19 protein-coding genes and 1 riboswitch are annotated in these 26,455 nt (G+C 71.0%); of the genes, 8 read left to right on the top strand and 11 right to left on the bottom strand.

Annotation, left to right across the window (positions count from 1 at the left end):
- Positions 1–18 precede the first annotated feature (18 nt).
- A complete protein-coding gene (ftsE, locus tag OG928_RS21560) occupies positions 19–708 on the bottom strand; it encodes a cell division ATP-binding protein FtsE (protein ID WP_078977036.1) in 690 nt (229 codons plus the stop codon).
- A gap of 236 nt (positions 709–944) precedes the next feature.
- Between ftsE and OG928_RS21555 the strand changes: the two genes are divergently transcribed.
- Positions 945–1,127, top strand: coding sequence for a hypothetical protein (locus OG928_RS21555; RefSeq protein WP_406286237.1), 183 nt, complete (start codon positions 945–947; stop codon positions 1,125–1,127).
- A 324-nt stretch (positions 1,128–1,451) separates the two neighbouring features.
- Here OG928_RS21555 and OG928_RS21550 read toward each other — a convergent pair whose 3' ends face one another.
- From OG928_RS21550 to OG928_RS21530, 5 genes are all read right to left on the bottom strand, one after another.
- A complete protein-coding gene (locus OG928_RS21550) occupies positions 1,452–2,195 on the bottom strand; it encodes a hypothetical protein (RefSeq protein WP_406286235.1) in 744 nt (247 codons plus the stop codon).
- 355 nt (positions 2,196–2,550) lie between these two features.
- Positions 2,551–3,660 (bottom strand): peptide chain release factor 2, encoded by a 1,110-nt coding sequence (gene prfB / locus OG928_RS21545; protein ID WP_406286233.1) that lies wholly within the window; start codon positions 3,658–3,660, stop codon positions 2,551–2,553.
- Between the two features lie 93 nt (positions 3,661–3,753).
- Positions 3,754–4,773: a hypothetical protein gene (locus OG928_RS21540; RefSeq protein ID WP_406286231.1), complete on the bottom strand. Its 1,020-nt coding sequence runs from the start codon at positions 4,771–4,773 to the stop codon at positions 3,754–3,756.
- A 94-nt stretch (positions 4,774–4,867) separates the two neighbouring features.
- Positions 4,868–5,818: a serine/threonine-protein kinase gene (locus OG928_RS21535; protein WP_406286229.1), complete on the bottom strand. Its 951-nt coding sequence runs from the start codon at positions 5,816–5,818 to the stop codon at positions 4,868–4,870.
- A gap of 157 nt (positions 5,819–5,975) precedes the next feature.
- Positions 5,976–7,478 (bottom strand): serine/threonine-protein kinase, encoded by a 1,503-nt coding sequence (locus tag OG928_RS21530; protein WP_406286227.1) that lies wholly within the window; start codon positions 7,476–7,478, stop codon positions 5,976–5,978.
- A gap of 257 nt (positions 7,479–7,735) precedes the next feature.
- Between OG928_RS21530 and OG928_RS21525 the strand changes: the two genes are divergently transcribed.
- A complete protein-coding gene (locus OG928_RS21525) occupies positions 7,736–10,360 on the top strand; it encodes an FHA domain-containing protein (protein WP_406286224.1) in 2,625 nt (874 codons plus the stop codon).
- Positions 10,361–10,388: 28 nt separating this feature from the next.
- Here the strand turns inward: OG928_RS21525 and glyA are convergent, their stop codons facing one another.
- On the bottom strand, positions 10,389–11,669 hold the full coding sequence (glyA, locus tag OG928_RS21520) for a serine hydroxymethyltransferase (protein ID WP_406286222.1): 1,281 nt from the start codon (positions 11,667–11,669) through the stop codon (positions 10,389–10,391).
- A gap of 32 nt (positions 11,670–11,701) precedes the next feature.
- A riboswitch (ZMP/ZTP riboswitch) is annotated at positions 11,702–11,790 on the bottom strand.
- 158 nt (positions 11,791–11,948) lie between these two features.
- On the opposite strand from glyA, the gene OG928_RS21515 reads away from it, so the two are divergent.
- The 5 genes from OG928_RS21515 to OG928_RS21495 all read left to right on the top strand — a co-directional run bounded on the left by OG928_RS21515 (position 11,949) and on the right by OG928_RS21495 (position 17,417).
- On the top strand, positions 11,949–13,160 hold the full coding sequence (locus tag OG928_RS21515) for an ABC transporter ATP-binding protein (RefSeq protein WP_406286219.1): 1,212 nt from the start codon (positions 11,949–11,951) through the stop codon (positions 13,158–13,160).
- The gene (locus OG928_RS21510; RefSeq protein WP_406286218.1) at positions 13,157–14,500 is read left to right on the top strand and encodes an ABC transporter substrate-binding protein; all 1,344 of its coding nucleotides are present in this window, start codon (positions 13,157–13,159) and stop codon (positions 14,498–14,500) included. The genes OG928_RS21515 and OG928_RS21510 overlap by 4 nt, the downstream gene beginning before the upstream one ends.
- 9 nt (positions 14,501–14,509) lie before the next feature.
- Positions 14,510–15,871 carry an ABC transporter permease subunit gene (locus OG928_RS21505; RefSeq protein WP_406286215.1) on the top strand — a complete coding sequence of 454 codons (1,362 nt, stop codon included), beginning with the start codon at positions 14,510–14,512 and terminating at the stop codon, positions 15,869–15,871.
- Positions 15,868–16,788, top strand: coding sequence for a carbohydrate ABC transporter permease (locus tag OG928_RS21500; RefSeq protein WP_406286213.1), 921 nt, complete (start codon positions 15,868–15,870; stop codon positions 16,786–16,788). The genes OG928_RS21505 and OG928_RS21500 overlap by 4 nt, the downstream gene beginning before the upstream one ends.
- A 230-nt stretch (positions 16,789–17,018) precedes the next feature.
- Positions 17,019–17,417: a hypothetical protein gene (locus tag OG928_RS21495; RefSeq protein WP_406286211.1), complete on the top strand. Its 399-nt coding sequence runs from the start codon at positions 17,019–17,021 to the stop codon at positions 17,415–17,417.
- A 91-nt stretch (positions 17,418–17,508) separates the two neighbouring features.
- On the opposite strand, the gene OG928_RS21490 is transcribed toward OG928_RS21495, so the two are convergent.
- Positions 17,509–22,392, bottom strand: coding sequence for an NAD-glutamate dehydrogenase (locus tag OG928_RS21490; protein WP_406286209.1), 4,884 nt, complete (start codon positions 22,390–22,392; stop codon positions 17,509–17,511).
- Positions 22,393–22,750: 358 nt separating this feature from the next.
- Here OG928_RS21490 and OG928_RS21485 point away from each other — a divergent pair, with 358 nt between their 5' ends.
- Positions 22,751–23,314: a DJ-1/PfpI family protein gene (locus OG928_RS21485; RefSeq protein ID WP_406286207.1), complete on the top strand. Its 564-nt coding sequence runs from the start codon at positions 22,751–22,753 to the stop codon at positions 23,312–23,314.
- An 18-nt stretch (positions 23,315–23,332) separates the two neighbouring features.
- On the opposite strand, the gene pruA is transcribed toward OG928_RS21485, so the two are convergent.
- The 3 genes from pruA to OG928_RS21470 all read right to left on the bottom strand — a co-directional run bounded on the left by pruA (position 23,333) and on the right by OG928_RS21470 (position 26,252).
- Entirely contained in the window at positions 23,333–24,961 is a 1,629-nt protein-coding gene (pruA, locus tag OG928_RS21480) for an L-glutamate gamma-semialdehyde dehydrogenase (protein ID WP_406286205.1), read from the bottom strand.
- Positions 24,962–25,086: 125 nt separating this feature from the next.
- A complete protein-coding gene (locus OG928_RS21475) occupies positions 25,087–25,764 on the bottom strand; it encodes an HAD family hydrolase (RefSeq protein ID WP_406286203.1) in 678 nt (225 codons plus the stop codon).
- Positions 25,765–25,790: 26 nt separating this feature from the next.
- Positions 25,791–26,252 (bottom strand): DUF6912 family protein, encoded by a 462-nt coding sequence (locus OG928_RS21470; RefSeq protein ID WP_406286201.1) that lies wholly within the window; start codon positions 26,250–26,252, stop codon positions 25,791–25,793.
- Positions 26,253–26,455: the final 203 nt, after the last annotated feature.

Here is a 26,455-nt window from a genome sequence, read left to right as displayed (position 1 = left end):
CCGTTGTGGTCCGGTGGATCAGTGCTGGTAGCCGTACACGCCGCGGGACTGGTCGCGGACGAGTCGGCCCTGTTCCAGCTCGATGACGCGTTTGCGCATCTGGTCCACGATCGCCTGGTCGTGCGTGGCCATCAGGATCGTGGTGCCCGTCCGGTTGATCCGGTCGAGCAGCTTCATGATGCCGACGCTGTTCTGGGGGTCGAGGTTGCCGGTGGGCTCGTCGGCGATGAGGATCATCGGCCGGTTGACGAAGGCACGGGCGATCGCCACGCGCTGCTGCTCACCACCGGACAGTTCGCCGGGCATGCGCTCTTCCTTGCCGCCCAGTCCCACCAGGTCCAGGACCTCCGGAACCACCTTGCGGATCGTGCCCCGCGGCTTGCCGATCACCTCGAGCGCGAACGCGACGTTCTGGTACACGGTCTTGTTCGGCAGCAGCCGGAAGTCCTGGAAGACGGTGCCCACCTGGCGGCGCAGCGCGGGAACCTTCCAGTTGGACAGCCGGCCGAGGTCCTTGCCCGCCACGAAGATGTTGCCTAGGGAGGGCCGCTCCTCTTTGAGGACGAGCCGCAGGAAGGTGGACTTACCCGAGCCCGAGGACCCGACGAGGAAGACGAACTCACCCTTCTCCACTTCGAGGGAGACGTCGTGCAACGCGGGGCGCGGCTGCTTCGGGTAGGTCTTGCTGACGTTGTCGAATCGGATCACGGTTGCATCACGGTGCGCCAGTGTAGGGGGCAGGACATGCAGCTGGGGGCACAGAGGAGGCCAAGGGACCGGACTGTCGGGAGCCGGGCGCCCAGGCTCGGACAGAGTGGTCGTCGGGCATGGCCATTCCGTGAGTGTAAGCGGCACAGTGGAAGGGGATGGGAACTTCCCGCCGCGTCGCGAGCGTTATGTGTATCGATGCGCGATAGCGGAGCAATCGAGGCGGAGGAGTCGAGATGACCTTGGACCGCCTGGTGTGTGCGAACTGCGCCGGCTTGGTCGCGGAGGGTCGCTGCCCGACGTGTCGGGCGAGCCGTGAGCGCCTGCAGCGCTCCGGTGGGCCCAATCCCGCGATGCTCGTGGCGATCGCCCTGCTCGTTTTGGCCTGCGCACTGCTGCTGGCCGGCCTGGGCGGCTGAACAGGCCGCCCGATCCACCCCTAGACGACACGAAGGCCCTGGGTGCCCCCAGGGCCTTCGCGCTGTCCGGCGGCGTTCCGTGGATTCCGGAACCCGTGTCGGCCGTTGTCGGCAGCTGTCCGACGCGGACCGACCCGGGCGGGCGCCCCGTACTCGGTGCCGGACACAGGGTCCGACGCCGTTCCGCGGTGCCGCCCACCGTCCCTCGTTCCGAACCGACCGTTTCACAGACGCACTCGCGTCGAACGCGGTGCGCCCGGCTCGGAATGTCCGGACGGCGCATCAGTGCCCCGACACCGCCGCGCCGGGGCACAAGTCTTCGACTCAGGCCGCCTCGGTCTGCTGACGACGCTTCAGCCGCGCCGGCAGGACGGTGAACGTGAAGCCACCGGCCGCCATCGCGGCACCGCCGACGATCAGGAACGCCATGTTGGCGCCCGAACCGGTGTCGGCCAGGTTCTTGTCCTTCGCCGCGGGCTGCTGCGCCGGCGTGGTGTCGCCGCCGCCGAAGTCGCGGACCGGCGCGTTCTGCTGGTCACCGTTGCCGGAGTTGGTCCGCGAGTTCTCGTTGGTCCCACAGTTCAGGTCGAGACCGCCTGAGGCGTGCGTGGCGTCACACGTGTTGCCGCCACCGGTGTTGCCGTTGCCGCCGGTGTTGGTGTTGCCACCGTTGCCACCGGTGTTGTTGTTGCCACCGTTGTTGCCGCCGTTGTTGCCGCCATTGCCACCACCGGTGGTCGGCGGCTTCGTGGTCGGCGGCTTCGTGGTCGGCGACTCGGTGCCGGGCGGCTCCGTGGTCGGCGGCTTCGTGGTCGGCGGCTTCGTGATCGGGGGCACCGTCACCGGCGGCACCGTGATCGGCGGAACCGTCACCGGAGGCACCGTCACGGGCGGCACCGTCGGCGGGTCCGTCTCACATTCGTGCGTCGGAGTCGGCGTGCACGTCGGCTCGTCGCTCGTGCTCGCGCCCTCGGCGCTTGCGACTCCCGCGACCGCGAAGGACGCGCCGGTCGCGAACAGCACGGCCGCGGCTATACGAGCCGTGCGCACGCGCATTTTGGTTGTCATCAATTAACCCCCAGTTGGATGGGATCCCCGTACCCGCGCCGGCGCGGGTGGGGTCCCAAACGCCGTTGGGCATCACCCCGACGCGCGCCCGTGCCCATCGATCGATGTGCCTCGGGCTCTCCGATTGGTTACGTCGCGGTAATGCCGCCGTTCAGACTGGTAACCGGGTGGATGCCGCGTCAAGGGCGTTCGGAGAGGGTTGCGGGGATTAATTCCGATTCGCCGAGAAAATCGGCACGAAAGCGCAACGCGACACACACCACGAAGGCCCCCGCGTAATCGCGAGGGCCTTCGTGGAACGAATCGGGCCATTACCCGGCTTTACGGGTCGGGGGGCTCGAAAACGGGTGGTCGATTACGCGGCGTTCTGCTGCTGCTTGCGCCAGCGGATGCCGGCCTCGATGAAGCCGTCGATTTCGCCGTCGAGCACCGACTGCGGGTTGCCGACCTCGAACTCGGTCCGCAGGTCCTTGACCATCTGGTACGGGTGCAGGACGTACGAGCGCATCTGGTTGCCCCAGGACGAGCCCTCGCCCTTGAGCGCGTTCATCCGGGCCTGCTCCTCCTGGCGCTGGCGCTCCAGCAGCTTGGCCGAGAGGACCGCCATCGCGGACGCGCGGTTCTGGATCTGCGAGCGCTCGTTCTGGCAGGACACCACGATGCCGGTGGGGATGTGCGTGATGCGCACGGCGGAGTCGGTCGTGTTGACGCCCTGGCCGCCGGGGCCGGACGAGCGGTACACGTCCACGCGCAGCTCGGACTCGTCGATGTCGACGCGGTCGCTCTGCTCGACGACCGGCAGCACCTCGACGCCGGCGAACGAGGTCTGCCGACGGCCCTGGTTGTCGAAGGGCGAGATCCGCACGAGGCGGTGGGTGCCCTGCTCGACCGACAGCGTGCCGTAGGCGTACGGCACCTTGACGGCGAAGGTCGCCGACTTGATGCCGGCCTCCTCCGCGTACGACGTGTCGTAGACCTCGGTCGGATAGCCGTGCCGCTCGGCCCAGCGCGTGTACATCCGCAGGAGCATCTCGGCGAAGTCGGCGGCGTCCACGCCACCGGCCTCGGAGCGGATGGTCACCAGCGCCTCTCGCGAGTCGTACTCGCCGGAGAGCAGGGTGCGGACCTCGAGTTCGCCGACCGCCTTGTGCACCGACGCGAGTTCGTTCTCGGCCTCGGTGCGGGTGTCCGCGTCGTCCTCGGCCTCGGCCAGCTCGAACAGGACGTTGACGTCGTCGAGGCGTCGACGCAGGTCTTCGACCCGGCGCAGTTCGCCCTGGAGGAACGAGAGACGACTCGTCACCTTCTGGGCGGCCTCGGGGTCGTCCCACAGGTCGGGTGCCGCCGCCTTTTCGTTGAGCGCGGCGACATCGGCCCGCATCTTGTCGAGGTCGAGGACGGCCTCGATCGACGTCATGGTCGACTCGACGGACTTGAGCTCTTCGGAAGGATCAACGGCTGCCACGCACCCATCCTAAGTGGCCCGCGAGGTGCGCTCGGACTCGGCGTGTCCTTCGGCCCCGGCGGGCGGCGATCCCGTCGGGGTCGGGGAAGGGCCTCAGGTCGCGTCCGGGCTCGACACGGCGGCCTGGAGCCGTCCGTTGTCGGCGCGGACGTACACCTCCACGCGGTCGGGTCCCGTGTTCACCGCGGCGGGGGCGTCCGGGGTCGCGGTGTTCGGGTCGACCGGGCGCCAGCCGCCCTCGCCGGGGACCGCGCCGAGCAGTCGGCCGTTGGCGTCGCGGGCCAGCACCAGCAGCCCCCGGCGCTCGCTGTAGGCGGCCGCCGGGCGACCGGACGCGGCCAGGCCGACCCGCTCGGGCTCGCGCCAGGTGCCGTCGAGGTAGGGGATGTGCAGCACCGCGTGGTCGCCCGCGCGCACCACGAACGCGTCGAGCGAGCCGGCCGCGGCGCTGGTCAACGCGGGCGCCGCCTCGATCCGGCCGGCGCTGGGCACGGTGGTGAAGCCGCTCCAGGTGGTCCCGGTGAACGAGCCGGCGGCGAGCCCGTCGCCGACCGTGCGCGCGACCACGTCGATCCGGTCGCCGCCGGCCACCGCGGCGGGGGCACCGTTGATCTTGGTCTTGCCGTCCACCCGCACCCAATCGCCGAACCGGCCGTCGGCGAACGTCGAGCGGTACAGCAGCCGGTCGGTCGCGCCGACCGCGAACACGTCCACCCGACCGCGCGCGCCGGCGACCGCGGCGGGGTCGTCGACGGTGCGGAACGCGGGCAGCTTGCGCCACTCGCCGTAGCGGGCGTCGTCGCCGGTGATGTACCAGAGGTTGCCCTCGCCGTCGCGCTGCACGACGTAGGTGCGGTCCCCCTCGGAGCGGGTCGCGGCGGGGCCGCCCTGGAGCAGCACGGGGGCGGCGGGCAGCGGCGCGAACGCGGCCCACGCGTAGCCGCCGGCGGTGCCGGGCGCGGTGCTGCCGCCGGCGGTGCGGGCGGGGTCGGGCCGGGCCGGGCCCGACGGCGCGTTGCTGCTCTGGCCGGCGGGTCGGGTCGGGTCGTCGCCCCTGGTCAACCACACCCCGCCCGCGCCGACGGCCGCGATCGCGACCACGCCGGCCACCACGAGCACGAGCCTGCGCCGCGCGCCGGCCGCGCCGCGGAGGGCTTGCCGCGCCGGTGCGACTGCACCGGGACGGCGCCGTCGAACACCGGACGGGTCAGGTTGGTGTGCGTGTCCCGGCTGCCCTCGGCGGCCTCCGCCGTGCCGGACACCAGCGGGACGACGCCGGCCGGACGCGGCACGGGGTGTCCTGCCGCCCGGCGGTGCCGTTGGGGTCGGGGACGTCGAACGCGGGCAGCCCGATCAGCGCGGGCAGCGCCGAGCGCAGCCGCTCGCCCAGCTCCCGGGCGGTGAGTCGCGCGGCGGGCGCCTTGGACAGGCAGGACGCGAGCACGGCGGCGAGCGGGTCGGGCAGCCCGGGGATGCCGGGCACCGGCTCGGTGACGTGCCGGCGCAGCACCGCGCCGGGGTGTCCTCCGCCGAACGGCGTCCAGCCGGTGAGGAGTTCGTACAGGACGGTGGCGAGCGCGTACACGTCCACCGCGGCGGTCGGCTGGAGGCCCTCGATGATCTCGGGCGCGAGGTAGTCGGGGGTACCGATGATCCGGGTGGCGCGGGTGCGACGCGGCGCGTCGACCAGGCGCGCGATGCCGAAGTCGGTGAGGCGGGCCCGGGAGACCCCGGCCGAGTTGTCGATCAGGATGTTCTCGGGCTTCACGTCGCGGTGGATGACGCCCTCGGCGTGCGCGGCGGAGAGCCCGTCGGCGACGTCGGCGACGATCGCGGCGGCCAGGCGCGGGGTGAGCACGCGTTCGCGCTCGAGCCGCGCGCGCAGGTCGGGGCCGAGCACGAGGTCCATCACCAGGGCGAGGTCGGTGCCGTCGACCACGAGGTCGTGCACGCCCACGATGTTGGGGTGGTCCAGGCTGGTCAGCGCGGTGCGCTCCTGCACGAAGCGGGCCACGAGCACCTGGTCGGAGGCGAGGTCCTCGCGCAACAGCTTGATGGCGACGGGTCCCTCGGGACCCTCGCCTTGCCAGACGGTCCCGCTGGCACCGCGCCCGAGCACCTTCAGGGCGACGTATCGGCTACCGATCTTGCGTGCCAAAGCAGCTCCGTGGACCCAGCGAGCGTGGTGCTCACAGCGGACTTCCCCGACCGCACCCTACGCGGCCGGCCCCCGGATGCGGGGACCGTCGGGTAGGACGGCGTGTACGAAGTCGTCCTCGACACGGGCCGACCGGGGGATGACTGCGCGTCAGTTGCTACTTTCCACCGCCGCCGTCGTCGCCGCCGGTCACGAAGTCCTTGACGCTGTCGTACCAGCCTCGAACGGTATCGAACCAGTCGAAAGCGGTGTGCACCCAGTCGCGCAACGGGCTGAACCAGTAGATCGCGAACAGGATCGCGGCCATGATCGCCAGCCGCAGCAGGCAGCCGACCGTGCACCCCACACCGGGGATGCTGGTGAGCCGGAAGCCGCGGCGCCGACGCGGCGCGTCCTCGCGGGGCTCGCGTTCGCGCGGCTCGCGGACGGGGCGCTCCCGACGGCGCGGCTCGCGCTCGGCCGGCTCGTCGCGCCGGTAGCGCTGCGGCGGCGGAGGCGGGGGCGGCGGTCCCGGGTCGGGCGCCGGCGCCGCGGCGGGCGGTGCGGCGACCGGCGGCGGGCCGGACGGTCGGTTGTAGGGCGCCGGCTCGGCGTACACGGGCTGCGGCGGATAGTGCTGCGGGGATTGCGGGTAGCCGGGCGGCTGTGCGCTCATCACCCGGGTCGCGTCGGGCGAGTTCGGCGGCGCGGTCGGCGGCGGTGCGGGGTATCCGCTCGACGTCTGCGAGAGCGTGCGGGTCGCGTCCGCCGCGCCGGGGTTCGCGCCGAACGAGCTCGCGACGAGCAGGCGCGCGAGCGAGCCGTCGTCGGGCCGCACGCCGGAGACGATGTCGGCGGCGAGCCGCAGCGCGCGCCCGAGACCGGCCGCGTCGGGACGCGCCTCGGGCTGCTTGGCCAGGCACCGCTCGGTGATCAGCCAGTAGGCGTCGGGCATCCCGGCGGGGCGGGTGGGCAACTCGGTCAGGTGGTGGTGCAGCAGCGCGATCGGGTTCGTGTCCCGGAACGGCGGGTGCCCGGCGACGAGTTCGAACAGCACCACGCCCGCCGCGTAGACGTCCACGGCCGGGGTGAGCGGGCGGCCCTCGGCGGTCTCGGGGGCGACGTAGCTGGGCGTGCCGACGAGTTCGTGGGTGCGGGTGAGCGCGGGCGAGTCGGCGAGCCGGGCGATGCCGAAGTCGGTCAGCATCGGGTAGAGCGAGTCGCCGTTGCGGGCGAGCATGATGTTGGCGGGTTTCAGGTCCCGATGTATGACGCCGTCGGCGTGCGTCACGCTCAGCGCGTCGCAGATCTGAGCCATCGTCAAGGCGGCGGCGGCCGGCGGCAACGGGCCGTTCTCACGGAGATACGTACGCAGGTCGGGGCCGTCGATGAGGTCCATGACCAGCGCGAGCGTCTCGCCCTCGACGACGAGGTCGCGCACGTGCACCAGGTTGGGGTGCCGCAGGTTGAGCAGGAGCGAGCGCTCGCGCAGGAAGCGGGTGACCACATCCGGGTCGGTGCCCAACTCCTCGCGCAGCACCTTGACCGCGACGATCTCACCGGAATCGCGCACGCTCGCGCGCCACACGGTGCCGCTGGCCCCGCGCCCCAGGGTTTCCTGGAGCAGATATTTGCTGCCGACCGGCCGGTCCACGACGCTCCCCACTGTCCTGTCCGCCACCTGGGCGGTGGTGCCGGGTTGCCTTCCACCCTAGGTGGTACTCATCTACGGACGCATCGACCCCAGGTACGGTTCAGCGCTCCGTGTCGCACGGTATTCGACGAACCGCTCGGGAACGTGTTCGGGCGATTCGCCGGCGACCCGGTCTTTTGTGGTCGAAATTCGGACAAGATCCATCGTCTGTCCGGCTGTAGGCGACATGACGGTCGCGGGTGCGAGGATGCCTCTTGTTTTCTGCTCGGAGGAGGGAGGCGCGCATGCAGATCCGGCTCACCGTGCACGGACCGCAGCGGACCGGGCCGAGCGCCGACGTGCTCGTCACCGCGCCGTCGGGGACCACCTTCGCGGGGATCGCGGGCGCGCTGCGGACCGCCTCCGGAACCGACGGCCAACGCTTCTGGGTCGGCGACATACGGCTGCGCGACGACACGCCCGTGGGCCGGCCGCCGCTCGTGGACGGCGCCCTGGTCACCGTCGACGCGCTCGGCTCCCCCTCGCCGTCCGCCGGGTCCCCGCAACTGCGGGTCGTGGGCGGCCCCGACGCGGGCGGCGTGCACCTGCTGCACCAGGGCGGGGTCCGGATCGGCCGCGCGCCCGAGGCCGAGGTGCGGCTGGGCGATCCCGATCTGTCGCGCCTGCACGCCGAGTTGTGGATAGAGCCGGGCCGGATCCGGGTCGCCGACCTCGGATCCACCAACGGCACCACCGTGGACGGGATGCCGATCGGCCGCGAACCGGTCGACCTGCCGGCCGGCTCGCTGCTGCGCGTGGGCGAGTCCACCCTCCAGACCTTCCTGCCCCAACCGTACGGGTCGCCCGAGGACACCGCCGGCACCCGCGCCCGCGCCGACGGCACGGGGCACATCGAGGTGCGCCGGATCGCCCGCGCGCAGCTGCCGGTGCCCTCGCGCGGGCGATTCGACCTGCCCGAGGAGACGCCGACCCGCCGCCGCCCGTTCGCCCTGCGCCGCAAGGCCGCGGAGACCGAGCGGGAGGCGATCGAGACCAAGGCCCGCGCCGCCCTGCTCGACGAGGTCCGCTGGCGCCGCGACCAGTCCCCCGACCCCGCGACCCTGCTCCTGGACGCGCTCGCCACCGGCGAGCCGGGTCCGGCGGGCCGGCTGTGGGAGCGCGCGGCCGGGCATCCGGAGGCGCTCAGCGTGCGGATCGGGGTCGGCGACCTGCCCTCGCGGGTGACGCTGGTGGAGCCCGCCGCGGGCGGCGACGGCGAGGAGCGCCGGCTGACCGCGTTCTCGGTCCCGGTCACCGTCTCGCTCAAGGACACCGTGCTCGGCGTGGCCGGAAATCGCGCCCGCCTGCTCGGCCTGGCCCGCTCGGTCGTGGCCCAGCTCGCCGGGCTGCACGGCCCGCAGGACGTCGAACTGGTCGTGCTGTGCGCCGACCCCGCGACCGCCGCCGACTGGGCGTGGGCCCGCTGGCTGCCGCACCTGCGCCCCGCGGAGGGCCAGGACTGCCGGCTCCTGGTCGGTCTGACGCCCGATCAGGTAAAGGCCCGGGCGGGCGAGTTGCTCGATCGCATCGACACCGCCGAGCGGGTCCCGGCCCGGCGTACCGTCGTCGTCCTCGACGGCGCGGGCGCGCTCGCCGCACGGCCCGAGATCGTCCGGCTGCTGGTCGAAGGGCCCGCGGCCGGCGTGCACGCGCTGTGCCTGGAGGAGCGGGCCGGGGAACTGCCGCCGCAGTGCTCGGCGGTCGCGCACGTCACCGGCGAGGTGGGCACCCGGGTCGACCTGATGGGTCCCGGCACCCGGCGGGTGGAGGACGTGGTGGCCGACGCGGTCTCCCCGGCGTGGGCGGACCGCTTCGCGCGGGCCCTGGCTCCGCTGCGCGAGGCCACCCGGCGGGTCACCTCGCCGCTGCCGGAGTCGGTCCGGCTGCTCGACCTGCTCAACCTCGACCTGCTCACCCCCGCCAAACTGCTCGCGGGCTGGCGCGAGGCGGGCCGCTCGCCGCAAGCCGTGCTCGGCTCCGACGCGCGCGGCCCGGTCACCGCGGACCTGTCCGCCGAGGGACCGCACGTGGTGATCGGCGGCGCGGCCGGCTCGGGCCGCTCCGAGCTGCTCGCGTCCATCCTGTGCTCGCTCGCGGTCGCCAACCGGCCGGACGAGCTCGCGATCGCGCTGGTCCGCGGCCCCGAGGGGCTGTCCGAGCTGCCGCACGTCGTGGGCTATCTGACCGACGCCGACATCCCCACCACGGGCGAGGCGATCACGGCGGTCCGGGAGGAGCTGGACCGCCGCGAGGCACTCCTGCGCGGCACCGCCTTCGAGGCGTACCGGGCGAGCCCGGACCGGCCGCTGCCCCGGCTCGTGGTGGCGGTGGACGACATAGACCTGTTGGCCGAGGCGTACCCCGGCTTCGTCAAGAGCCTCGCCGACGTGGCCCATCGCGGCGGCGCGCACGGCGTACACCTGCTGGTGACCACGGGCCAGCCCGCGCGCACGCCGGAGATCGAGGCCGCGGCCGGCGCCGAGCTGCGGATCGCGCTGCGCGTGGACGACCCGCAGGCATCCCGCGTCCTGATCGACGTCGAGGACGCCGCGGGCGTGGACGAGGACTACCCCGGCCGCGGCTTCGTGCGCGGCCACGACGGCGCGGTCGTGCCCTTCCAGGGAGGCCGGGTGACCGGCCGAATGCCGCGCACCGCGACCCTGCGCCCGACCGTGGTCCGCCAGGAGTGGCAGGAAATGGGCAACCGCCTGGCCCGCCGCCCCACCCCGGTCGGCGGCGGCAAGGGGCCCACCGACCTGGCCCTGCTCACCGGCGCGGTCCGCCGCGCGGCGGAACAACTGGGCACCAAGCCCCAGTCCCCGCTATGGCACCCGACCCCCCTGGAACCCGCGACCCGAAAAGCCCACTGACCGGCCGCCGAGATCCCCCGGACAGGGCCTACACGGGCAACCCGGGCGCCGGGAAGCCGCTCATCAACTCGCGTACCTCCTGCCGCACCGCCGCCACCCGGTCCTCGGCGCCGGTCGCCGCCGCCGTGACCACCCGGTCGATCCACCGCGCCACGCACACCATGTGCTCCTGCGTCAGCCCGCGGGACGTGAGCGCCGGCGTGCCGATCCGGATCCCGGACGGGTCGAACGGCGATCGGGTCTCGAACGGCACCGTGTTGTGGTTGACCACGATCCCGGCCCGGTCCAGCGCCTTGGCCGCGATCTTCCCCGGCACGCCCCGCCGGGTCAGGTCCACGAGCAGCAGGTGGTTGTCGGTGCCGCCGGACACCAGGTCGAAGTCCCGCGCCGCCAGCTCCTCCCCCAGCCGCTTCGCGTTCGCCACCACCTGGCGCGCGTACACCCGGAAGTCCTCGCCGGCCGCCTCGCGCAGCGCGACCGCGATCGCCGCCGTCGTGTGGTTGTGCGGGCCGCCCTGGAGGCCGGGGAAGACCGCCTTGTCGATCGCCTTCGCGTGCTCGCGAGCGCACATCAGCATCGCCCCGCGCGGCCCGCGCAGGGTCTTGTGGGTCGTCGTGGACACCACGTCCACGTGCTCGACCGGCGACGGGTGCACCCCGCCCGCGATCAACCCGGCGATGTGCGAGACGTCCGCGACCAGGATCGCGCCGACCTCGCGGGCGATCGCGCCGAACCCCGCGAAGTCGACCGTGCGCGGCACCGCGGTGCCGCCGCAGAAGATCATTTTCGGCCGTTCTCGCAGCGCGAGTTCGCGCACCTCGTCGAGGTCGGTCCGGCCGGTGTCGGCCCGCACGCCGTAGCGGACGCCGCGGAACCAGGTCCCGGTCGCGGACACCCCCCACCCGTGCGTGAGGTGCCCGCCCATCGGCAGGGACATGCCGAGCACGGTGTCGCCCGGCCGCGCGAACGCGAGGTAGACCGCGAGGTTCGCGGGTGAGCCGGAGTACGGCTGCACGTTGGCGTGGTCCACGCCGAACAGCGCCTGCGCCCGCTCGCGGGCGATGATCTCGATCGGATCGATGTTCTGCTGGCCCTCGTAGTACCGACGGCCGGGATAACCCTCCGAGTACTTGTTGGTGAGCACCGTCCCGGTCGCCTCCAACACGGCGGCGGAGACGTAGTTCTCACTCGGGATCAGCCGCAGCGTGTCCTGCTGCAAAAGCTCCTCGGCGCGCACCAAGGACGCGATCTCCGGGTCGGTGCGGCCCAGTTCGAGGTGGCAGTTCGTCACTTGCCCGTGAATGTCCATGCGTTCTCCGGCTCGGTTCACAGTGGATGTGATCCGGGTGCCCAGGCGGACGACACCTCGTCGGCGGAACCGCCGCTCCCCCGTGGTCGATCCCACGCGTACGCCAGTCGCGACCCGCCCAGCATACGGAGCGCGACATCGGACCGCCGCTCATTACCGGCCGTTGATCAAAAGTCACGAATGAAGCTCGTTGCACGGGGAAGGTCTTGTGGCCTACGCCACACCAGGCGTAACACAGGACATCAGCAAGCGACATCTGTCCACCCTCGGGGGAAATTCGTGGCGGAAGTGGTACTCGACCAGGTTGGAAAGGTTTACACAGACGGGACGCGAGCGGTGAAGGCGCTCGATCTGACTGTGGCGGACGGGGAGTTCCTGGTTCTGGTCGGTCCATCCGGATGCGGGAAGACCACCGCGTTGCGGATGGTCGCGGGTCTGGAGGACATCAGCGAGGGCACGGTGAGCATCGGCGACCGGGTCGTCAATCGGGTGCCCTCACGTGATCGGGACGTGGCGATGGTCTTCCAGAGCTACGCCCTCTACCCGCACCTGAACGTGCGGGACAACATCGGATTCGGGCTTCGATTGCGGAAGTTGCCGAAGGCCGAGATCCGAGAACGGGTGACCAAGGCCGCGCGCACGCTCGGCCTGGAGGAGCATCTGGGCCGCAAGCCCCGGCAACTCTCCGGCGGCCAGCGGCAGCGAGTCGCGATGGGCCGCGCGATCGTACGCGAGCCGCAGGCGTTCCTGATGGACGAACCACTGTCCAATCTCGACGCCAAGCTACGCGTGCAGATGCGTGCCCAGATCGCTCGGCTGACCCGCGAACTCGGGGTCACCACGCTGTATGTGACGCACGATCAGACCGAGGCGATGACCCTCGGCGACCGGGTCGCGGTGATGAAGAAGGGGGTCCTGCAGCAGGTCGCGCCGCCGCAGGAGCTGTACGACCACCCGGTGAACCTGTTCGTCGCGGGCTTCATCGGATCCCCGGCGATGAACCTGATCACCGGGACCCTGGCCCGCGACGACGCGGGGACCACGAGCGTGAGCGTCGGCAGCCAACGGCTGATCGTGCACGCCGACGTGCTCGCCGCGCGCCCGGCCTTGGCCGGCTACGACGGTCGACCGCTGATCGTGGGCATCCGGCCCGAGGACCTCTACGACACCGCCCTGGAGGACGCCGAGCCCGCCGAGGGCGCGGTCCTGCGCGCCGAGGCCGACCTCGTCGAGGCGATGGGCTCCGAGGTGCTCGTGCACGTGAGCGTGGACGCGCCACCGGCGGTCACCGAGGACGTCCAGGAGCTCGCGCGCGACGTCGGCGCGGAGGATCACGTGCCGGACGCGGGGGCCGCGCACTCCGAGCTCGTGGCCCGCTTCGGGCCGCGTACCCGGGTGCGTGAGGGTTCCACCGTGGTGATGCGGGTGGCAACCGACCGGCTGCACTTCTTCGACCCGGAGTCGGGTCTTTCCATAACGGAGGATGTATGAAGCGGTTCGTGGGCGCCTTGGCGGTCGCCTCGATGCTCGCCATGGGTCTCACGGCCTGCGGCGGCGATGACGACGGCAAGGACAAGAAGGGGGATTCGACGCCCGGACAGTCGGGCGCCGCGGTCCCGCGCCTGGACGGCACCACGGTGAGCGTCGCGGCCGTGTGGACGGGTGACGAACAGGCCGCGTTCAAGAAGGTGTTGGCCGACTTCGAGAAACGCACGGGCGCCAAGACCGAGTTCATCCCGACCGGCGACAGCGCGTCCACGTTCCTCGGCCAGCGGGTCGAGGGCAACGCGCCGCCGGACGTCGCGTTCCTGGCCCAGCCGGGCGTACTCCAGCAGTTCGCGCAGAAGGGCTGGGTCAAGCCGCTCGCGCCGGACGTGCAGCAAAGCGTGCAGGCGAACTACGCCGCGCAGTGGCAAAAGCTCGGCTCGTACCAGGACAAGCTCTACGGCGTCTACTACAAGGGCGCCAACAAGTCGCTCGTCTGGTACAACACCAAGGTCTACGAGACCGCCGGCGCCGCCGAGTCCAAGTCCTGGGAAGACCTGCTCAAGAACGCGGGCCTGATCTCCGACTCCGGCACGGCGCCCTTCGCGGTCGGCGGCGCCGACGGCTGGGTGCTCACCGACTGGTTCGAGAACATCTACCTCAGCCAGGCCGGCCCCGACAAGTACGACCAGCTGGCCAAGCACGCGATCCCGTGGACCGACCCCTCGGTCAAGGCCGCGCTGGAGACCCTCGCGCAGGTCTTCGGCAAGAGCGACTGGTTCCCCGACGGGACCGGCGGCGCGCTCCAGACCGAGTTCCCCAAGTCCGTTCCGCAGGTCTTCGGCGCCCCGCCCAAGGCCGGCATGATCGCGGGCGCCGACTTCATCGGCACCAACATCCTCAAGGACACCAAGGCCAAGATCGGCACGGACGCCAAGTTCTTCGGATTCCCCGCGGTCGGCTCCGGCAAGGCCCCGGTCGTCACCGGCGGCGACGTCGCGGTCGCGATGAAGGACTCCCCCGGCGCGATGGCCCTGCTCAAGTACCTGGCCTCGCCCGAGGCCGCCAAGGTGTGGGCGGAACAGGGCGGTTACCTCTCGCCCAACAAGAGCCTCGACTTCGCGGCCTACAAGGACGAGGCCACGCGCGGCATCGCCAAGAACCTGATCGCCGCCGGCGAGGACTTCCGCTTCGACCTGTCCGACCAGTCCCCCGCCGCGTTCGGCGGGACCAAGGGCGAGGGTATGTGGCGTGATCTGCAGGACTTCCTCCGCAATCCGTCCGACGTCGCGGGCGCGCAAGGCAAGCTCGAGTCGGACGCCGCCAAGGCCTACACGGGCGGGTGACGCACCGTCATGAGTGACAAGGCACCCGCACAGGTCGCGGTGCCCGAGAAGATGAAACCGCAGCCCGCGCGCGAGTCGCGCGGGCTCGGTTCGGGCGCCCTGTTGGGCTGGCTGTTCCTGTTGCCGGCCCTGATCATGCTCGCCGTCCTGGTCGCCTATCCGATCGTCTGGACGCTGATCCGCAGCGTGTTCGGCGCGGACGGCTGGTCGGACTTCGTGGGCATCGACAACTACAAGGAACTGTTCACCGACGACGACACCTTCACCGCGCTCAAGAACAACCTGATCTGGGTCCTGGTCGTGCCGGTCGTGGTGACCACGCTCGGCCTGATCTTCGCGGTGCTCACCGAACGAGTCCGATTCGCGACCGCGTTCAAGCTCATCGTCTTCATGCCGATGGCCGTGTCCATGTTGGCCGCGGGCATCATCTTCCGGCTCGTGTACGACCGCGACCCCGACCAGGGCGTCGCCAACGCGGTGATCACGAGCGTGCACGACATGTTCAGCGAGGGCGCGCCGTATCCGGGCGCCCGGCCGCGCAACGACACCCTGCTCACCAAGCAGGGCGGCGGCTTCATCACCAAGGCCGGCACCGCGCCCGGCGGCACCGCGCTGCTCCCCTTGGTCGCGCTGCCGCAGGACAGGATCCCCGGCGACGCGCGGGACGCCAAGCCCGGTGTCCCCTCCGCCGGCGGGCTCGGCGGCGTGGTGTGGGTCGACTTCGCCAAGGGCAACGCCGGCAAGGCCGGGGTGGTGGACCCCGGCGAGAAGGGTTTGCCGGGCGTCAAGGTCGAGGCGGTCCGGAACGGCAGGACCGTCGCGAGCACCACCAGCGGCAAGGACGGCTCGTTCACCCTGCCCGCCTCGGCGGTCAAGGACGGGCCGGTCCAACTCCGGCTCACCGAGGCCAACTTCGCGAAGTCCTTCGGCGGCTACGACTGGCTCGGCCCGAACCTGATCACCGGCGCCATCATCGGCGCCTACATCTGGATGTGGGCGGGCTTCGCGATGGTGCTGATCGCGGCCGGCCTCGCGGCGATCCCGCGCGACGCGCTGGAGGCCGCCCGGGTGGACGGCGCGACCGAGTGGCAGGTCTTCCGCCGGGTCACCGTGCCGCTGCTCTCCCCCGTGCTCGTGGTCGTGATGGTCACGTTGACGATCAACGTGCTCAAGATCTTCGACCTCGTGTACATCATCTCGCTCGGGTCGTCGCAGAAGGAGGCCAACGTCCTGGCCCTGCAGCTCTACATGGCGTCCTTCGGCGGCGGCAACAACCAGGGACTGGGCAGCGCCATCGGCATCCTGCTGTTCCTGCTCGTGCTGCCCGCGATGCTGTTCAACATCCGTCGCTTCCGAAGGGAGAACCGGTGAGCGCGACCGTGGCACCCGACCCGACGAAGCCTCGGAAACCTCCGGCACCCGACGGAACGGCGATCAAGCGCGGCCTGGCGAGCCGGATCGTCGGTCGCACCGGCGGCGGCCTGGTCGCGATCCTGCTCGTGGTGGTCGCGCTGTTCTGGCTGATGCCGACGTTCGGCCTGCTCGTGTCCTCGCTGCGCGATCCGCAGGACATGAGCAAGTCCGGCTGGTGGAAGGCCCTCGGCACGCCGAGCGAGCTGACCTTCGACAACTACAGCCGGCTGCTCGACAACAAGGACATGACCCGGGCGTTCTTCAACACGATCTGGATCACCGTGCCCAGCACACTCCTGGTGATCCTGATCGGCGCGCTCGCCGCCTACGCGTTCGCGTGGCTGGAATTCCCCGGCCGGGACTGGCTGTTCCTGATCGTGATCGGGCTGCTCGTGGTGCCGGTCCAGGTCGCGCTGATCCCGATCTCGAAGCTCTACGGCGACACCGGCCTGTTCGGCACGATCCTGGGCGTGATCCTGTTCCACGTCGCCTTCGGTCTACCGTTCGCGGTGTTCCTGCTCCGGAACTACTTCGCGGGCATCCCCCGCGACCTCCTGGAGGCCGCCAGGATGGACGGCGGCACCGACCTGACCATCTTCTTCAAGGTCATCCTGCCGCTGGGCCTGCCGGCGATCGCGTCGCTGGGCATCTTCCAGTTCCTGTGGGTGTGGAACGACATGCTCATCGCGCTGATCTACGCCGACACCGACTCGGCGCCGCTCACCGTCGCCCTGCAATCCCAGTCCCGGGCCTTCGGCGCCAACATCGACGTCCTGGCCCCCGGCGCGTTCCTTTCCCTGATCGTGCCGGTCGTCGTCTTCTTCAGCTTCCAGCGCTACTTCGTCCAAGGCGTCATGGCGGGCGCCGTCAAGTAACCGCGAACCGAGGCCGCGGGGCCCGACCGGCACGTCCGGTCGGGCCCCGCGGCCTGTCGTTTCGTACCGGCATCGTTACGGGCCCGCCATCGGGAACGTGATTCCGTGTGGCATCGTCCGAAGGCGTAGGGTGCTCCCCGCCGCGTTGAAACCGGCTCGGGGGGTGCACCAAACGGGGGGATCACGTCATTTCGGGGGAAAACATGAGGGGAAATCGTCGAATCGGTTTGTTGCGGACGCTGTTGGTCGCCCTGACCATCGAGACGGTCCTGACGGGTGCGACGGCCGTGGCGCTGGCGGTCATGTCGTTCGCCGTGCGCGACGACGCCAAGAGCCTGGAAGGGCTCGGCGACCTGTTGCTGATCGCGTCGGTGTTGTGCGCGGGGATCGCCGTCGTCTGCGGTATGGGAGTCGCCGCGGTGCGCGACTCCATGCGGCGCGGCACGGGCGCGTTGGCCCGGGCGGCCGCGGTGGGCCTGATCCACGTGTTCGTCGCGCTGGTGACCGCACTGATGAACTGCCCGACCTGGACGATCCTGGTCGCCGGTTTGCCGGCCGTGATCTACCTGCCGTGCTGGTGGGCGGTGCGCGAACGCAGCCACCACGAACTGCTGATGCTCGAACCGTAGGAGCCGCGCACACCGCGACGAGGGCGGCACCCGCGACAGGCCGATGGCCCGGAACCGACGAGGTTCCGGGCCATCGGCACATCCATACGGGTCAGCTCTTGCCGCCGGTCCGCAGCAGCGTGCGAATCACCCGCATCGCGACCGACAGCGTCGCGAGGTCGTAGTTCTCCGCCTCCTGCAACTCCTCCAGCGTGGAACGCGCGCGCACGAGCACGGGCGCGTTCTTGTCCTCCCACGCCTTGAACCGCAGCTCCGGGGTGTCCTCCGGCCCGCCCGACGCGAGCACGTCGGCGGTGAGTCCGGCCTGCGCCGCGTACAGGTCCTCGCGCAGCGAGGCCCGCGCCATCGACTTCCACCGGTCGCTGCGCGGCAGTTCGATGATTCGGTCGAGCAGGTGCGCGATCGGCAGCCGGTCGGCGATGTCGAAGTACACCTGCGCGACGTCGATCACACCGCGCTCGGAGTCGTGCGCGACCTCGACGATGTCGAGCGCCGCGTACGCCGAGGACATCCCGGCCACGGCGGTCGCCAACTCGGCCGGCACCCCCGCCGCGGTGAACTCCTCGTACAGCCCGTCCATCCAGGCCAGGTCCGAGCCGCGCAGCACCTTGGGCAGGTGTGCGATCACCTCGGCGACGCCGTCGCGGAAGAACTCGACCTGCGCCGCGATGTCGATCTCGCGCCGACTGCCCAGGAACCAGCGGGTGGCCCGCTCGATCAGGCGCCGGCTGTGCAGCCGCAGCTTGGTCTGCACCGCGGCCGAGACCTTGTTGTCCAGCGCCGCGATCGCGTCCATCGTCGCGTCCGCGGCGAAGATCTCGCGCGCGGTGATGTGCGCCCGCGCGACCTCCTCCGCCGAGGCACCGGTCTCCTCGCGCATGCGGAACATGAACGAGAGCCCCGCCAGGTTCACCACGTCGTTGACCACGACGGTGGTGATGATGTCGCGGCGCAGCGGGTGGCGGTCCATCTGCTCGACGAACTTCTTCCGCAGCGCGCTCGGGAAGTAGCGGTGCAACTCCCGGGCCAGGAACGGATCGTCCGGCAGGTCGGACGCGATCAGGTCCTGGGCCATCACGATCTTGGTGTACGCGAGCAGCACCGCCAGCTCGGGCTGGGTCAGTGCCTGGCCGTTCTGCTGACGTTCCCTCAGCTGACGGTCCGTCGGCAGGAACTCGATCTCGCGGTTGAGGTACCCGTCGCGCACGAGCCTGCGCATGTACCGCACGTGCACGTGCAGCAGGCTCGCGGCCTGGCTGACCCCGTTGGAGAGCGCGCCGTTCTGGCCGTAGTTGTTCTCCAGGACCAAGTGCCCGACCTCGTCCGTCATGGCCGCGAGCAGCTTGTTGCGCTGCTTGACGGTCATGTCGCCGGCGGCGGTGACCTGGTTGAGCAGGATCTTGATGTTCACCTCGTGGTCCGAGGTGTCCACGCCCGCCGAGTTGTCGATCGCGTCGGTGTTGATGTGTCCGCCCGCGAGCGCGAACTCGACCCGGCCCAGCTGCGTGCAGCCGAGGTTGCCGCCCTCGCCGACGACCTTGACCCGCAGGTCGGCGCCGTTGACCCGGATCGCGTCGTTCGACTTGTCGCCGACGTCGGCGTGGGATTCGGCGCTCGACTTGATGTAGGTGCCGATGCCGCCGTTCCAGAACAGGTCCGCGGGGGCCTGCAGGATCGCCTTCATCAGCTCGGCCGGGGTGAGCCGGTTGAGCCCCTCGCGCAGCCCGAGCGCTTCGCGCACCTGCGGGCTGATCGGCACCGACTTGGCGGTGCGCGGGTACACGCCGCCGCCGGCCGCGATCAGGTCCTGGTTGTAGTCGGCCCACGAGCTGCGCGGCAGGTCGAACAGCCGGCGCCGCTCGGCGAAGGACGTCGCGGCGTCCGGGTTCGGGTCGAGGAAGATGTGCCGGTGATCGAACGCGGCGATCAGGCGGATGTGTTCGGACAGCAGCATGCCGTTGCCGAAGACGTCGCCCGACATGTCGCCGATGCCGACGACCGAGAAGTCCTCGGTCTGCGTGTCGTGGCCCAGTTCGCGGAAGTGCCGCTTGACCGACTCCCACGCACCGCGCGCGGTGATCCCCATGCCCTTGTGGTCGTAGCCCGCCGACCCGCCCGACGCGAACGCGTCGCCGAGCCAGAACCCGTACGACTGTGCGACCTCGTTGGCGATGTCGGAGAACGTCGCGGTGCCCTTGTCGGCCGCGACCACCAGGTAGGTGTCGTCCGAGTCGTGGCGCACGACGTCCACCGGCGGCACGACCCGCCCGTCGACGAGGTTGTCGGTGATGTCCAGGAGCGCGCCGATGAACGTGCGGTAGCACGCGATGCCCTCGGCCAGCCACGCCTCGCGGTCCGCGGGGTCCGGGAGCTGCTTGCAGACGAACCCGCCCTTCGCGCCGACCGGCACGATCACGGTGTTCTTGACCATCTGCGCCTTGACCAGGCCCAGGATCTCGGTCCGGAAGTCCTCACGCCGGTCGGACCAGCGCAGTCCGCCGCGCGCGACCGCGCCGAAGCGCAGGTGCACGCCCTCGACCCGGGGCGAGTACACGAAGATCTCGAACCGCGGCCGCGGCGCGGGCAGGTCCGGGATCTCCTGCGGGTCGAACTTGAGCGAGAGGTAGTCGTGTGCCTGACCGTCCTCGCGGTGCTGGAAGAAGTTGGTCCGCAGGGTCGCCTTCACCATCGCCAGGAACGACCGCAGGATGCGGTCCTCGTCCAGGCTGGCGACCTGGTCCAGCGCGCCCTCGATGGCCTCGACGATCCCGTCGACGAGTTCGGTGCCGGCCTGCTGGTGGCCCGGCGAGAAGCGCGCCTCGAACAGGTTCACGAGCAGGCGCGTGGTGTGCGGGTTGGAGACGAGGACGCCCTCGAGGTACTCCTGCCCGAACGTGGACCCGGCCTGGCGCAGGTACTTCGCGTACGCGCGCAGCACCATCGCCTGACGCCAGGTCAGGCCGGCCCGGAAGACCAGCGCGTTGAACCCGTCGTTCTCCGTGCGCCCGGTCCAGGTCGCCGAGAACGCGTCCTGGAACAGCTCCTTGACGTCCTCGGGCTGGCCGTACATCGCCGACGCGTCGTAGCGCAGCCCGAAGTCGTACACCCACGCCACGCTGCCGTCGGCCCGGCGCAGCTCGTACGGCCGCTCGTCGACGACCTCCAGACCCATCCGCTGCAGGATCGGCAGCACCTCGGACAGCGAGACGTACCCGCCGGTGCGGTAGATCTTGAAGCGGCGCTCGCCCGGCAGGGCTCCTATCGGCTCGTACAGGTGCAGCTTGAAGTCCGACTCGGGGCTGAGCTCCTCGACCCGCTTGAGGTCGGCGACCGCCGTGCGCGGCGCGAAGTCGGACTTGTAGCCCTCGCTGAACGCGTGCGCGTAACGGCGGGACAGTTCGGCCGCGCTCTCCTCGCCGCATTCGGCGACGAGGGCCTCGCCGAAGTCGTCGATCCACGAGCGGGTGGCCTCTGCGAGCAGCTTCTCGATGTAGTCGATGTCCGGGTCGCCGAGCTCGGCGCCGGTGGGCACCCGCACGGTGAAGTGCAGGCGCGCGAGCACCGACTCGGTGTTGCGCGCGGTGTAGTCGACGACCGAGCCGGCCAGCTCGCCGAGCAGGATCTCCTGCATCTTGAGCCGGACCTCGGTGGTGTACCGGTCGCGCGGCAGGTAGACCAGTGCCGAGTAGAAGCGGCCGTACTCGTCCTTGCGCAGGAACAGCCGCAGTCGGCGCCGCTCCTGGAGGTAGAGCACGCTGATGACGATGTCGTGCAGCTCGTCGACCGCGATCTGGAACAGGTCGTCGCGCGGGTAGGTCTCCAGGATCTGCAGCAGGTCCCGGCCGTCGTGGCTGACCGGCGGGAAGCCGGCCTTGTCCAGGACGGCGTGCACCTTGCGGCGCACGACGGGGATCCGCTGGACGCTGTCGGTGTACGCGGCGGAGCTGAACAGGCCCAGGAAGCGGCGTTCGCCGATCACGTTGCCGGCCGCGTCGAACTTCTTGACGCCGATGTAGTCGAGGTAGGCCGAGCGGTGCACGGTCGCCCGCGAGTTGGCCTTGGTGAGGATCAGGAGCTGTTTCTCCCGGGCCTTCGCGCGGGCCTGCGTGGAGAGCCGGCTGAACGACGCCGACAGGTCCTGGTCGGAGCGCAGGATGCCCAGGCCGGTGCCGGGGACGGCGCGCAGCGCGTCCTCGCCGCGCTCCTCCACCAGGTCGTACTCGCGGTAGCCCAGGAAGGTGAAGTGGTCCTCGGAGAGCCAGCGCAGCAGCTCCCACGCCTCGCCGATGTCCTCCTCGGGCAGCGTGGCCGGCGGGTCGTTGGCGAGTTCGTCGGCCAGCCGCAGCGACGTGTCGCGCATCTTGGTCCAGTCCTCGACGACCTCGCGGACGTCGCGGACGATCCGCTGTAGACCGGTCTCGATCGAGCGCAGGTCCTCGCGGTCGCTCTCACGGTCGATCTCGATGTGCATCCAGGACTCGATGACCGCGTCCGCGGGCACACCGTGTGCGTCCGTGGTGTCGACGATCTCCAGCAGCTCGCCGGCGACGTTGCGCCGGACGATGAGCTGCGGATGGATCACGACGTGGATACTGCGTTCCTGGCGGGAGAGTTCATTGGTGACCGAGTCCACCAGGAAGGGCATGTCGTCGGTGACGACCTCGACCACCGTGTGCCCTGAGGCCCACCCGTTCTCCTCGACCGTGGGCGTGTAGGCCCGGACCCGCGCGGTGCCCTGGGGGCGTTCCGCCGCGAGCCGACAGTGCGAGATCGCCGCCCCGTACACGTCGACCGGATCGCGATCGATCAGGTCGTCGGGTGCGGTGTGCCGGTAGTAGCGGGACAGGAGGACATTCAGGTCCACCCGGTTCGGGCCCTCGGGCCCGCCGCCTCCGTGCTGTGACGATGCCGCTCGTGCCGCTTCCGCCGCTCGGGCGAGAAGCTCCGCCTTCGCCTCGTCCAGCTTGCTCTGCATGATGCTGCCGCTCCTGTCGCGCGCCGTTGCGTGACCGTTGCCGTCCCCGGGCGTGCCCGGCTGTGTCGTGCGGGTACCCGCTTTGTCCCGAGTACCTGTTTGAGGCGACGTCCACGAGCCGATGGTGGTTCCGGGACTCCGTCGTCCCGGCCCTCGACGCGCGCGGCGTCGCCGCATCGTCAGGCTACTCGCGTGCCTCACGGCCGCCGAGAGGGGATCTCGGATCACTCTGTAAGGAATTTCCGGTTCGGGCCGGACACCTCGTACCCATTGCCTCGAAGACGGCACTCGGGGCACCGTGGAGGCCGGACGGACGACGGAACGCGCGGCGGGACGAACTCGTGGGGAGGCGATCGTCATGGCCAAGAAGGTTCTGATCATCACCGGAGACGCGGCGGAATCGCTCGAGGTGCTCTACCCGTACCAGCGTTTGCGCGAGGAGGGGTACGACGTGCACGTGGCGGGCCCCTCGCGCAAGAAGCTCCAGTTCGTCGTACACGACTTCGTCGACGGGTTCGACACCTTCACCGAGAAGCCCGGCTACACGTGGCCCGCCGACTTCGCGTTCGTGGAGGTGCGGCCGGAGAACTACGTCGCGCTCGTGCTGCCGGGCGGACGGGCGCCGGAGTACATCCGCAACAACCCGGTCGTCCAACGGATCGTGCGGCACTTCTTCGAGGCCGAGAAGCCCGTCGCGCAGATCTGTCACGGCCCGCTGGTGGCCGCCGCGGCGGGGGTGCTGACCGGGCGCCGCACCGCCGCCTATCCGGCGATCGCACCGGACGTCAAGGCGGCGGGCGGCACGTGGGTGGACGGCGAGGCGGTCGTCGACGGCACCCTGGTGTCGGCTCGCACGTGGGTCGACCACCCGGCGTGGATGCGCGAGTTCGTCCAGGTGCTGCGGGCCAAGGCGCCCGCGTAGCCGGGCGCGGGGCGGCGCTCAGTCCATGTGCGGGTAGCGGTGGTCGGTCGGCGGGTCGAAGGTCTCCTTGATCGTGCGGGTGCTGGTCCAGCGCATCAGGTTCTGCGTCGCGCCGGCCTTGTCGTTGGTGCCGGACGCCCGCGCGCCGCCGAACGGCTGCTGGCCCACGACCGCGCCGGTGGGCTTGTCGTTGAGGTAGAAGTTGCCGGCCGCGAACCGCAGGAAGCCCGTGGCCTCGGCGAGCACGCGCCGATCGCGCGCGATCACCGAGCCGGTGAGCGCGTACGACGCGACCGACTCCAGTTGCCGCAGCATCGCGTCCCAGTCCCCGTCCTCGTACACGTGCACGCCCAGCACGGGCCCGAAGTACTCGGTCGTGAACAGCTCGTCCCACGGGTCCTCCGCGAGCACGACGGTGGGCCGGACGAACCAGCCGATCGAGTCGTCGTACGTGCCGCCCGCGAGCACCCGCAGGCCGTCGTCGGCGTGCGCGCGGTCGATCGCGGCCTTCAGCTTGGCGAACGCCCGATCGTCGATGACCGCGCCCATGAAGTGGCTCAGGTCGGTCACGTCGCCCATCGACAGGCCGTCCACCTCGGCGAGGAAGTCGTCCCGGAAGCCGCTCTCCCAGATCGAGCGGGGGATGTAGGCGCGTGAGGCGGCCGAGCACTTCTGGCCCTGGTACTCGAACGCGCCGCGGACCAGGGCGGTGCGCAGCACGTGCTGGTCGGCGCTGGGATGCGCGACCACGAAGTTCTTGCCGCCGGTCTCGCCGACGATCCGCGGATAGGTGCGATAGGTGTCGATGTTCGCGCCGATGGTGCGCCACAGGTGCTTGAACGTCGCGGTCGAGCCGGTGAAGTGCAGCCCGGCGAAGTCCGGGTCGGCCAGCGCGACGTCGGAGACCGCGATGCCGTCGCCGTGCAGCAGGTTGATCACCCCCGGCGGCATCCCGGCCGCCTCGAGCAGGCGGATCAGGTGGTGCGCGGCCAGCGCCTGGGTGGGCGAGGGCTTCCACAGCACGACGTTGCCCATCAGCGCGGGCGCGGTCGGCAGGTTGCCCGCGATCGCGGTGAAGTTGAACGGCGTGACCGCGTACACGAATCCTTCGAGCGGCCGGTGGTCGAGCCGGTTCCACACGCCGGGGCCGTTGATCGGCTGCTCGGCCATGATCCGCCGGCCGAAGTCGACGTTGAACCGCCAGAAGTCGATCAGCTCGCACGGCGCGTCGATCTCGGCCTGCTGCACGGTCTTGCCCTGCCCGAGCATCGTCGCGGCCGCGATCGTCTCCCGCCACGGGCCGGCGAGCAGGTCGGCCGCCTTGAGGATGATCGCCGCGCGGTCGTCGAAGTCGAGCGCGCGCCAGTCGGGCGCGGCCTCCTTCGCGGCGGTCAGCGCGGCCCGCGCGTCGTCGTGGGTCGCGTTGGCGAGCGTGCCGAGTTCGGCGGCGCGCCGATGCGGCTGGACGATCTGGACGCGCTTGCCCGCGCCCATCCGGTGCTCGCCGCCGATCGCGTGCGGCAGGTCGACGGGGGTCGCGGACAACTCCGCGAGCCGCGCCGCCAGGCGCTCCCGCTCGGGGCTGCCCGGCGCGTAGCCGTGGACGGGTTCGTTGTGCGGCCGGGGCACCTGGGTCACAGCATCCATGGATGCGCAGTGCCCACGAACCGGACGTTCGATGCCGAACACCGCCGAACGCCGATGAACGCTGCCGAACGCCGACCGACACCGCTGAACGCCGCCGGACGACCCCGGGTCAGGCGGTCGGACGGTCAGGCCCCGAAGGTGCGCGCGAGCGCCACCGCGTCCGCGAGCGAGTCCACCACCGGCACGCCCACGCTCTCCAGGCTCGCCCGTCCGTGCGAGCCGCCCGCGTACAGCACCGCCCGCGCGCCCACGTGCAGCGCGGCCAGCGCGTCGTCGGCGGCGTCGCCGATCAGCACCACCTCGGCCGGATCCTTGCGCAGCGCGTCCAGGTGCCGGACCAGGTGCTCGGCCTTGCCGCCGCCGGGCGGGCCGACCCGGCCGTCGACGCGCACGAACCGGCGCTCGATCCCGAACCGTCGGACGAACGGCATCAGCGACTCGTGCGCGGTCAGCGAGAGCAGCGACTGCGTGCCGCCCTCGCGCTGCCACGCGTCGAGCAGCTCGTCCGCACCGGTCGCCAGCTCGCACAGCGCGCTGTGCGTGGCGTAGACGGCCTGGAAGGCGTCGTCGAGCAGGGTCCACTCGTCCGGCTCGGGAACCCGCCCGGTGACCTTCTCGTAGAAGCGCGGCACGGGCACGCAGTAGAGCTCGCGATAGCGCTCGAGCGTCATCGGGGGCAGGCCCAGCAGCGCGAACGACGCGTTCGTGGCCGCGATGATCGCGTCCATGTCGTGGAACAGCGTGCTGTTCCAGTCCCACACCAGGTGCGGGGTTCGACCGTTCAGACCATTCGGATGATTCATGGGCCTTCATTGTGCCGTGGCCGGCCTCACACCAGGTCGGCGATCTCCTGTGTCGCGAACCACAGCAGTTCGTGCTCCTCGGTGGCCTCGACGAGGTCGTCGGTGAGCCCGCCCGCGAGCGCCGCCGCGACCGCCGGCTCGGCCTCCTCGGTGTCCATGTGCACGGCCGCGATCCGCTTGCGCGGGACCGTCGCGTCGACCACGACCGTCGCGGGGCCCTCCTGCGGCCGAGCCGTCACCAACGCGTCGGGCACGTCCGCCGCGAGCACGATCCGCCGCACCGCGCCCGGCTCGCCCGCGAGCAGCCGCAGCGAGGCCTCGGCGGCCTGGGTCAGCGCGCCGTACTCCAGCTCCTCCTCGTCCTCGGTCTCGTACCAGGCGCGCAGCGCGTCGGTGACCGCGTACGCCCGCACCGGAGCCGACACGATGGCGCCCTCGGCGTGCACTGCGGACAGACCTGCGGGCGTCGTGGGGATGAACACGCGCATCGGGCGACTCCAATCGGGTGAAATCCCGGCATCCTTCGTGTCCGACGGGAACCGGGGCGACGGTCGACCTACCGCCACATTGCGTGAGTCGACGCGCGTCAGCGTAATCACTGTGGGCGATCGAGCCGGGCGCCACCCCGAGAAATCGGTCGACGATGGTCACGGAGGGTTGGCCAGACGAACGGTTGACCGCACGGGCGCAA

The organism is Embleya sp. NBC_00896 (genome assembly GCF_045207785.1).
In the GTDB taxonomy this organism is placed as follows: Bacteria; Actinomycetota; Actinomycetes; order Streptomycetales; family Streptomycetaceae; genus Embleya.
This window is presented reverse-complemented; position numbering and strand designations above follow the sequence as displayed.

Coding starts and splice junctions, on each gene's coding strand:
- OG928_RS21490 (WP_406286209.1), bottom strand. CDS start 22,392: ATGCAGAGCAAGCTGGACGAGGCGAAGGCGGAGCTTCTCGCCCGAGCG.
- OG928_RS21505 (WP_406286215.1), top strand. CDS start 14,510: ATGAGTGACAAGGCACCCGCACAGGTCGCGGTGCCCGAGAAGATGAAA.
- OG928_RS21550 (WP_406286235.1), bottom strand. CDS start 2,195: ATGACAACCAAAATGCGCGTGCGCACGGCTCGTATAGCCGCGGCCGTG.
- OG928_RS21485 (WP_406286207.1), top strand. CDS start 22,751: ATGGCCAAGAAGGTTCTGATCATCACCGGAGACGCGGCGGAATCGCTC.
- OG928_RS21525 (WP_406286224.1), top strand. CDS start 7,736: ATGCAGATCCGGCTCACCGTGCACGGACCGCAGCGGACCGGGCCGAGC.
- pruA (WP_406286205.1), bottom strand. CDS start 24,961: ATGGATGCTGTGACCCAGGTGCCCCGGCCGCACAACGAACCCGTCCAC.
- OG928_RS21510 (WP_406286218.1), top strand. CDS start 13,157: ATGAAGCGGTTCGTGGGCGCCTTGGCGGTCGCCTCGATGCTCGCCATG.
- glyA (WP_406286222.1), bottom strand. CDS start 11,669: ATGGACATTCACGGGCAAGTGACGAACTGCCACCTCGAACTGGGCCGC.
- OG928_RS21555 (WP_406286237.1), top strand. CDS start 945: ATGACCTTGGACCGCCTGGTGTGTGCGAACTGCGCCGGCTTGGTCGCG.
- OG928_RS21470 (WP_406286201.1), bottom strand. CDS start 26,252: ATGCGCGTGTTCATCCCCACGACGCCCGCAGGTCTGTCCGCAGTGCAC.
- OG928_RS21475 (WP_406286203.1), bottom strand. CDS start 25,764: ATGAATCATCCGAATGGTCTGAACGGTCGAACCCCGCACCTGGTGTGG.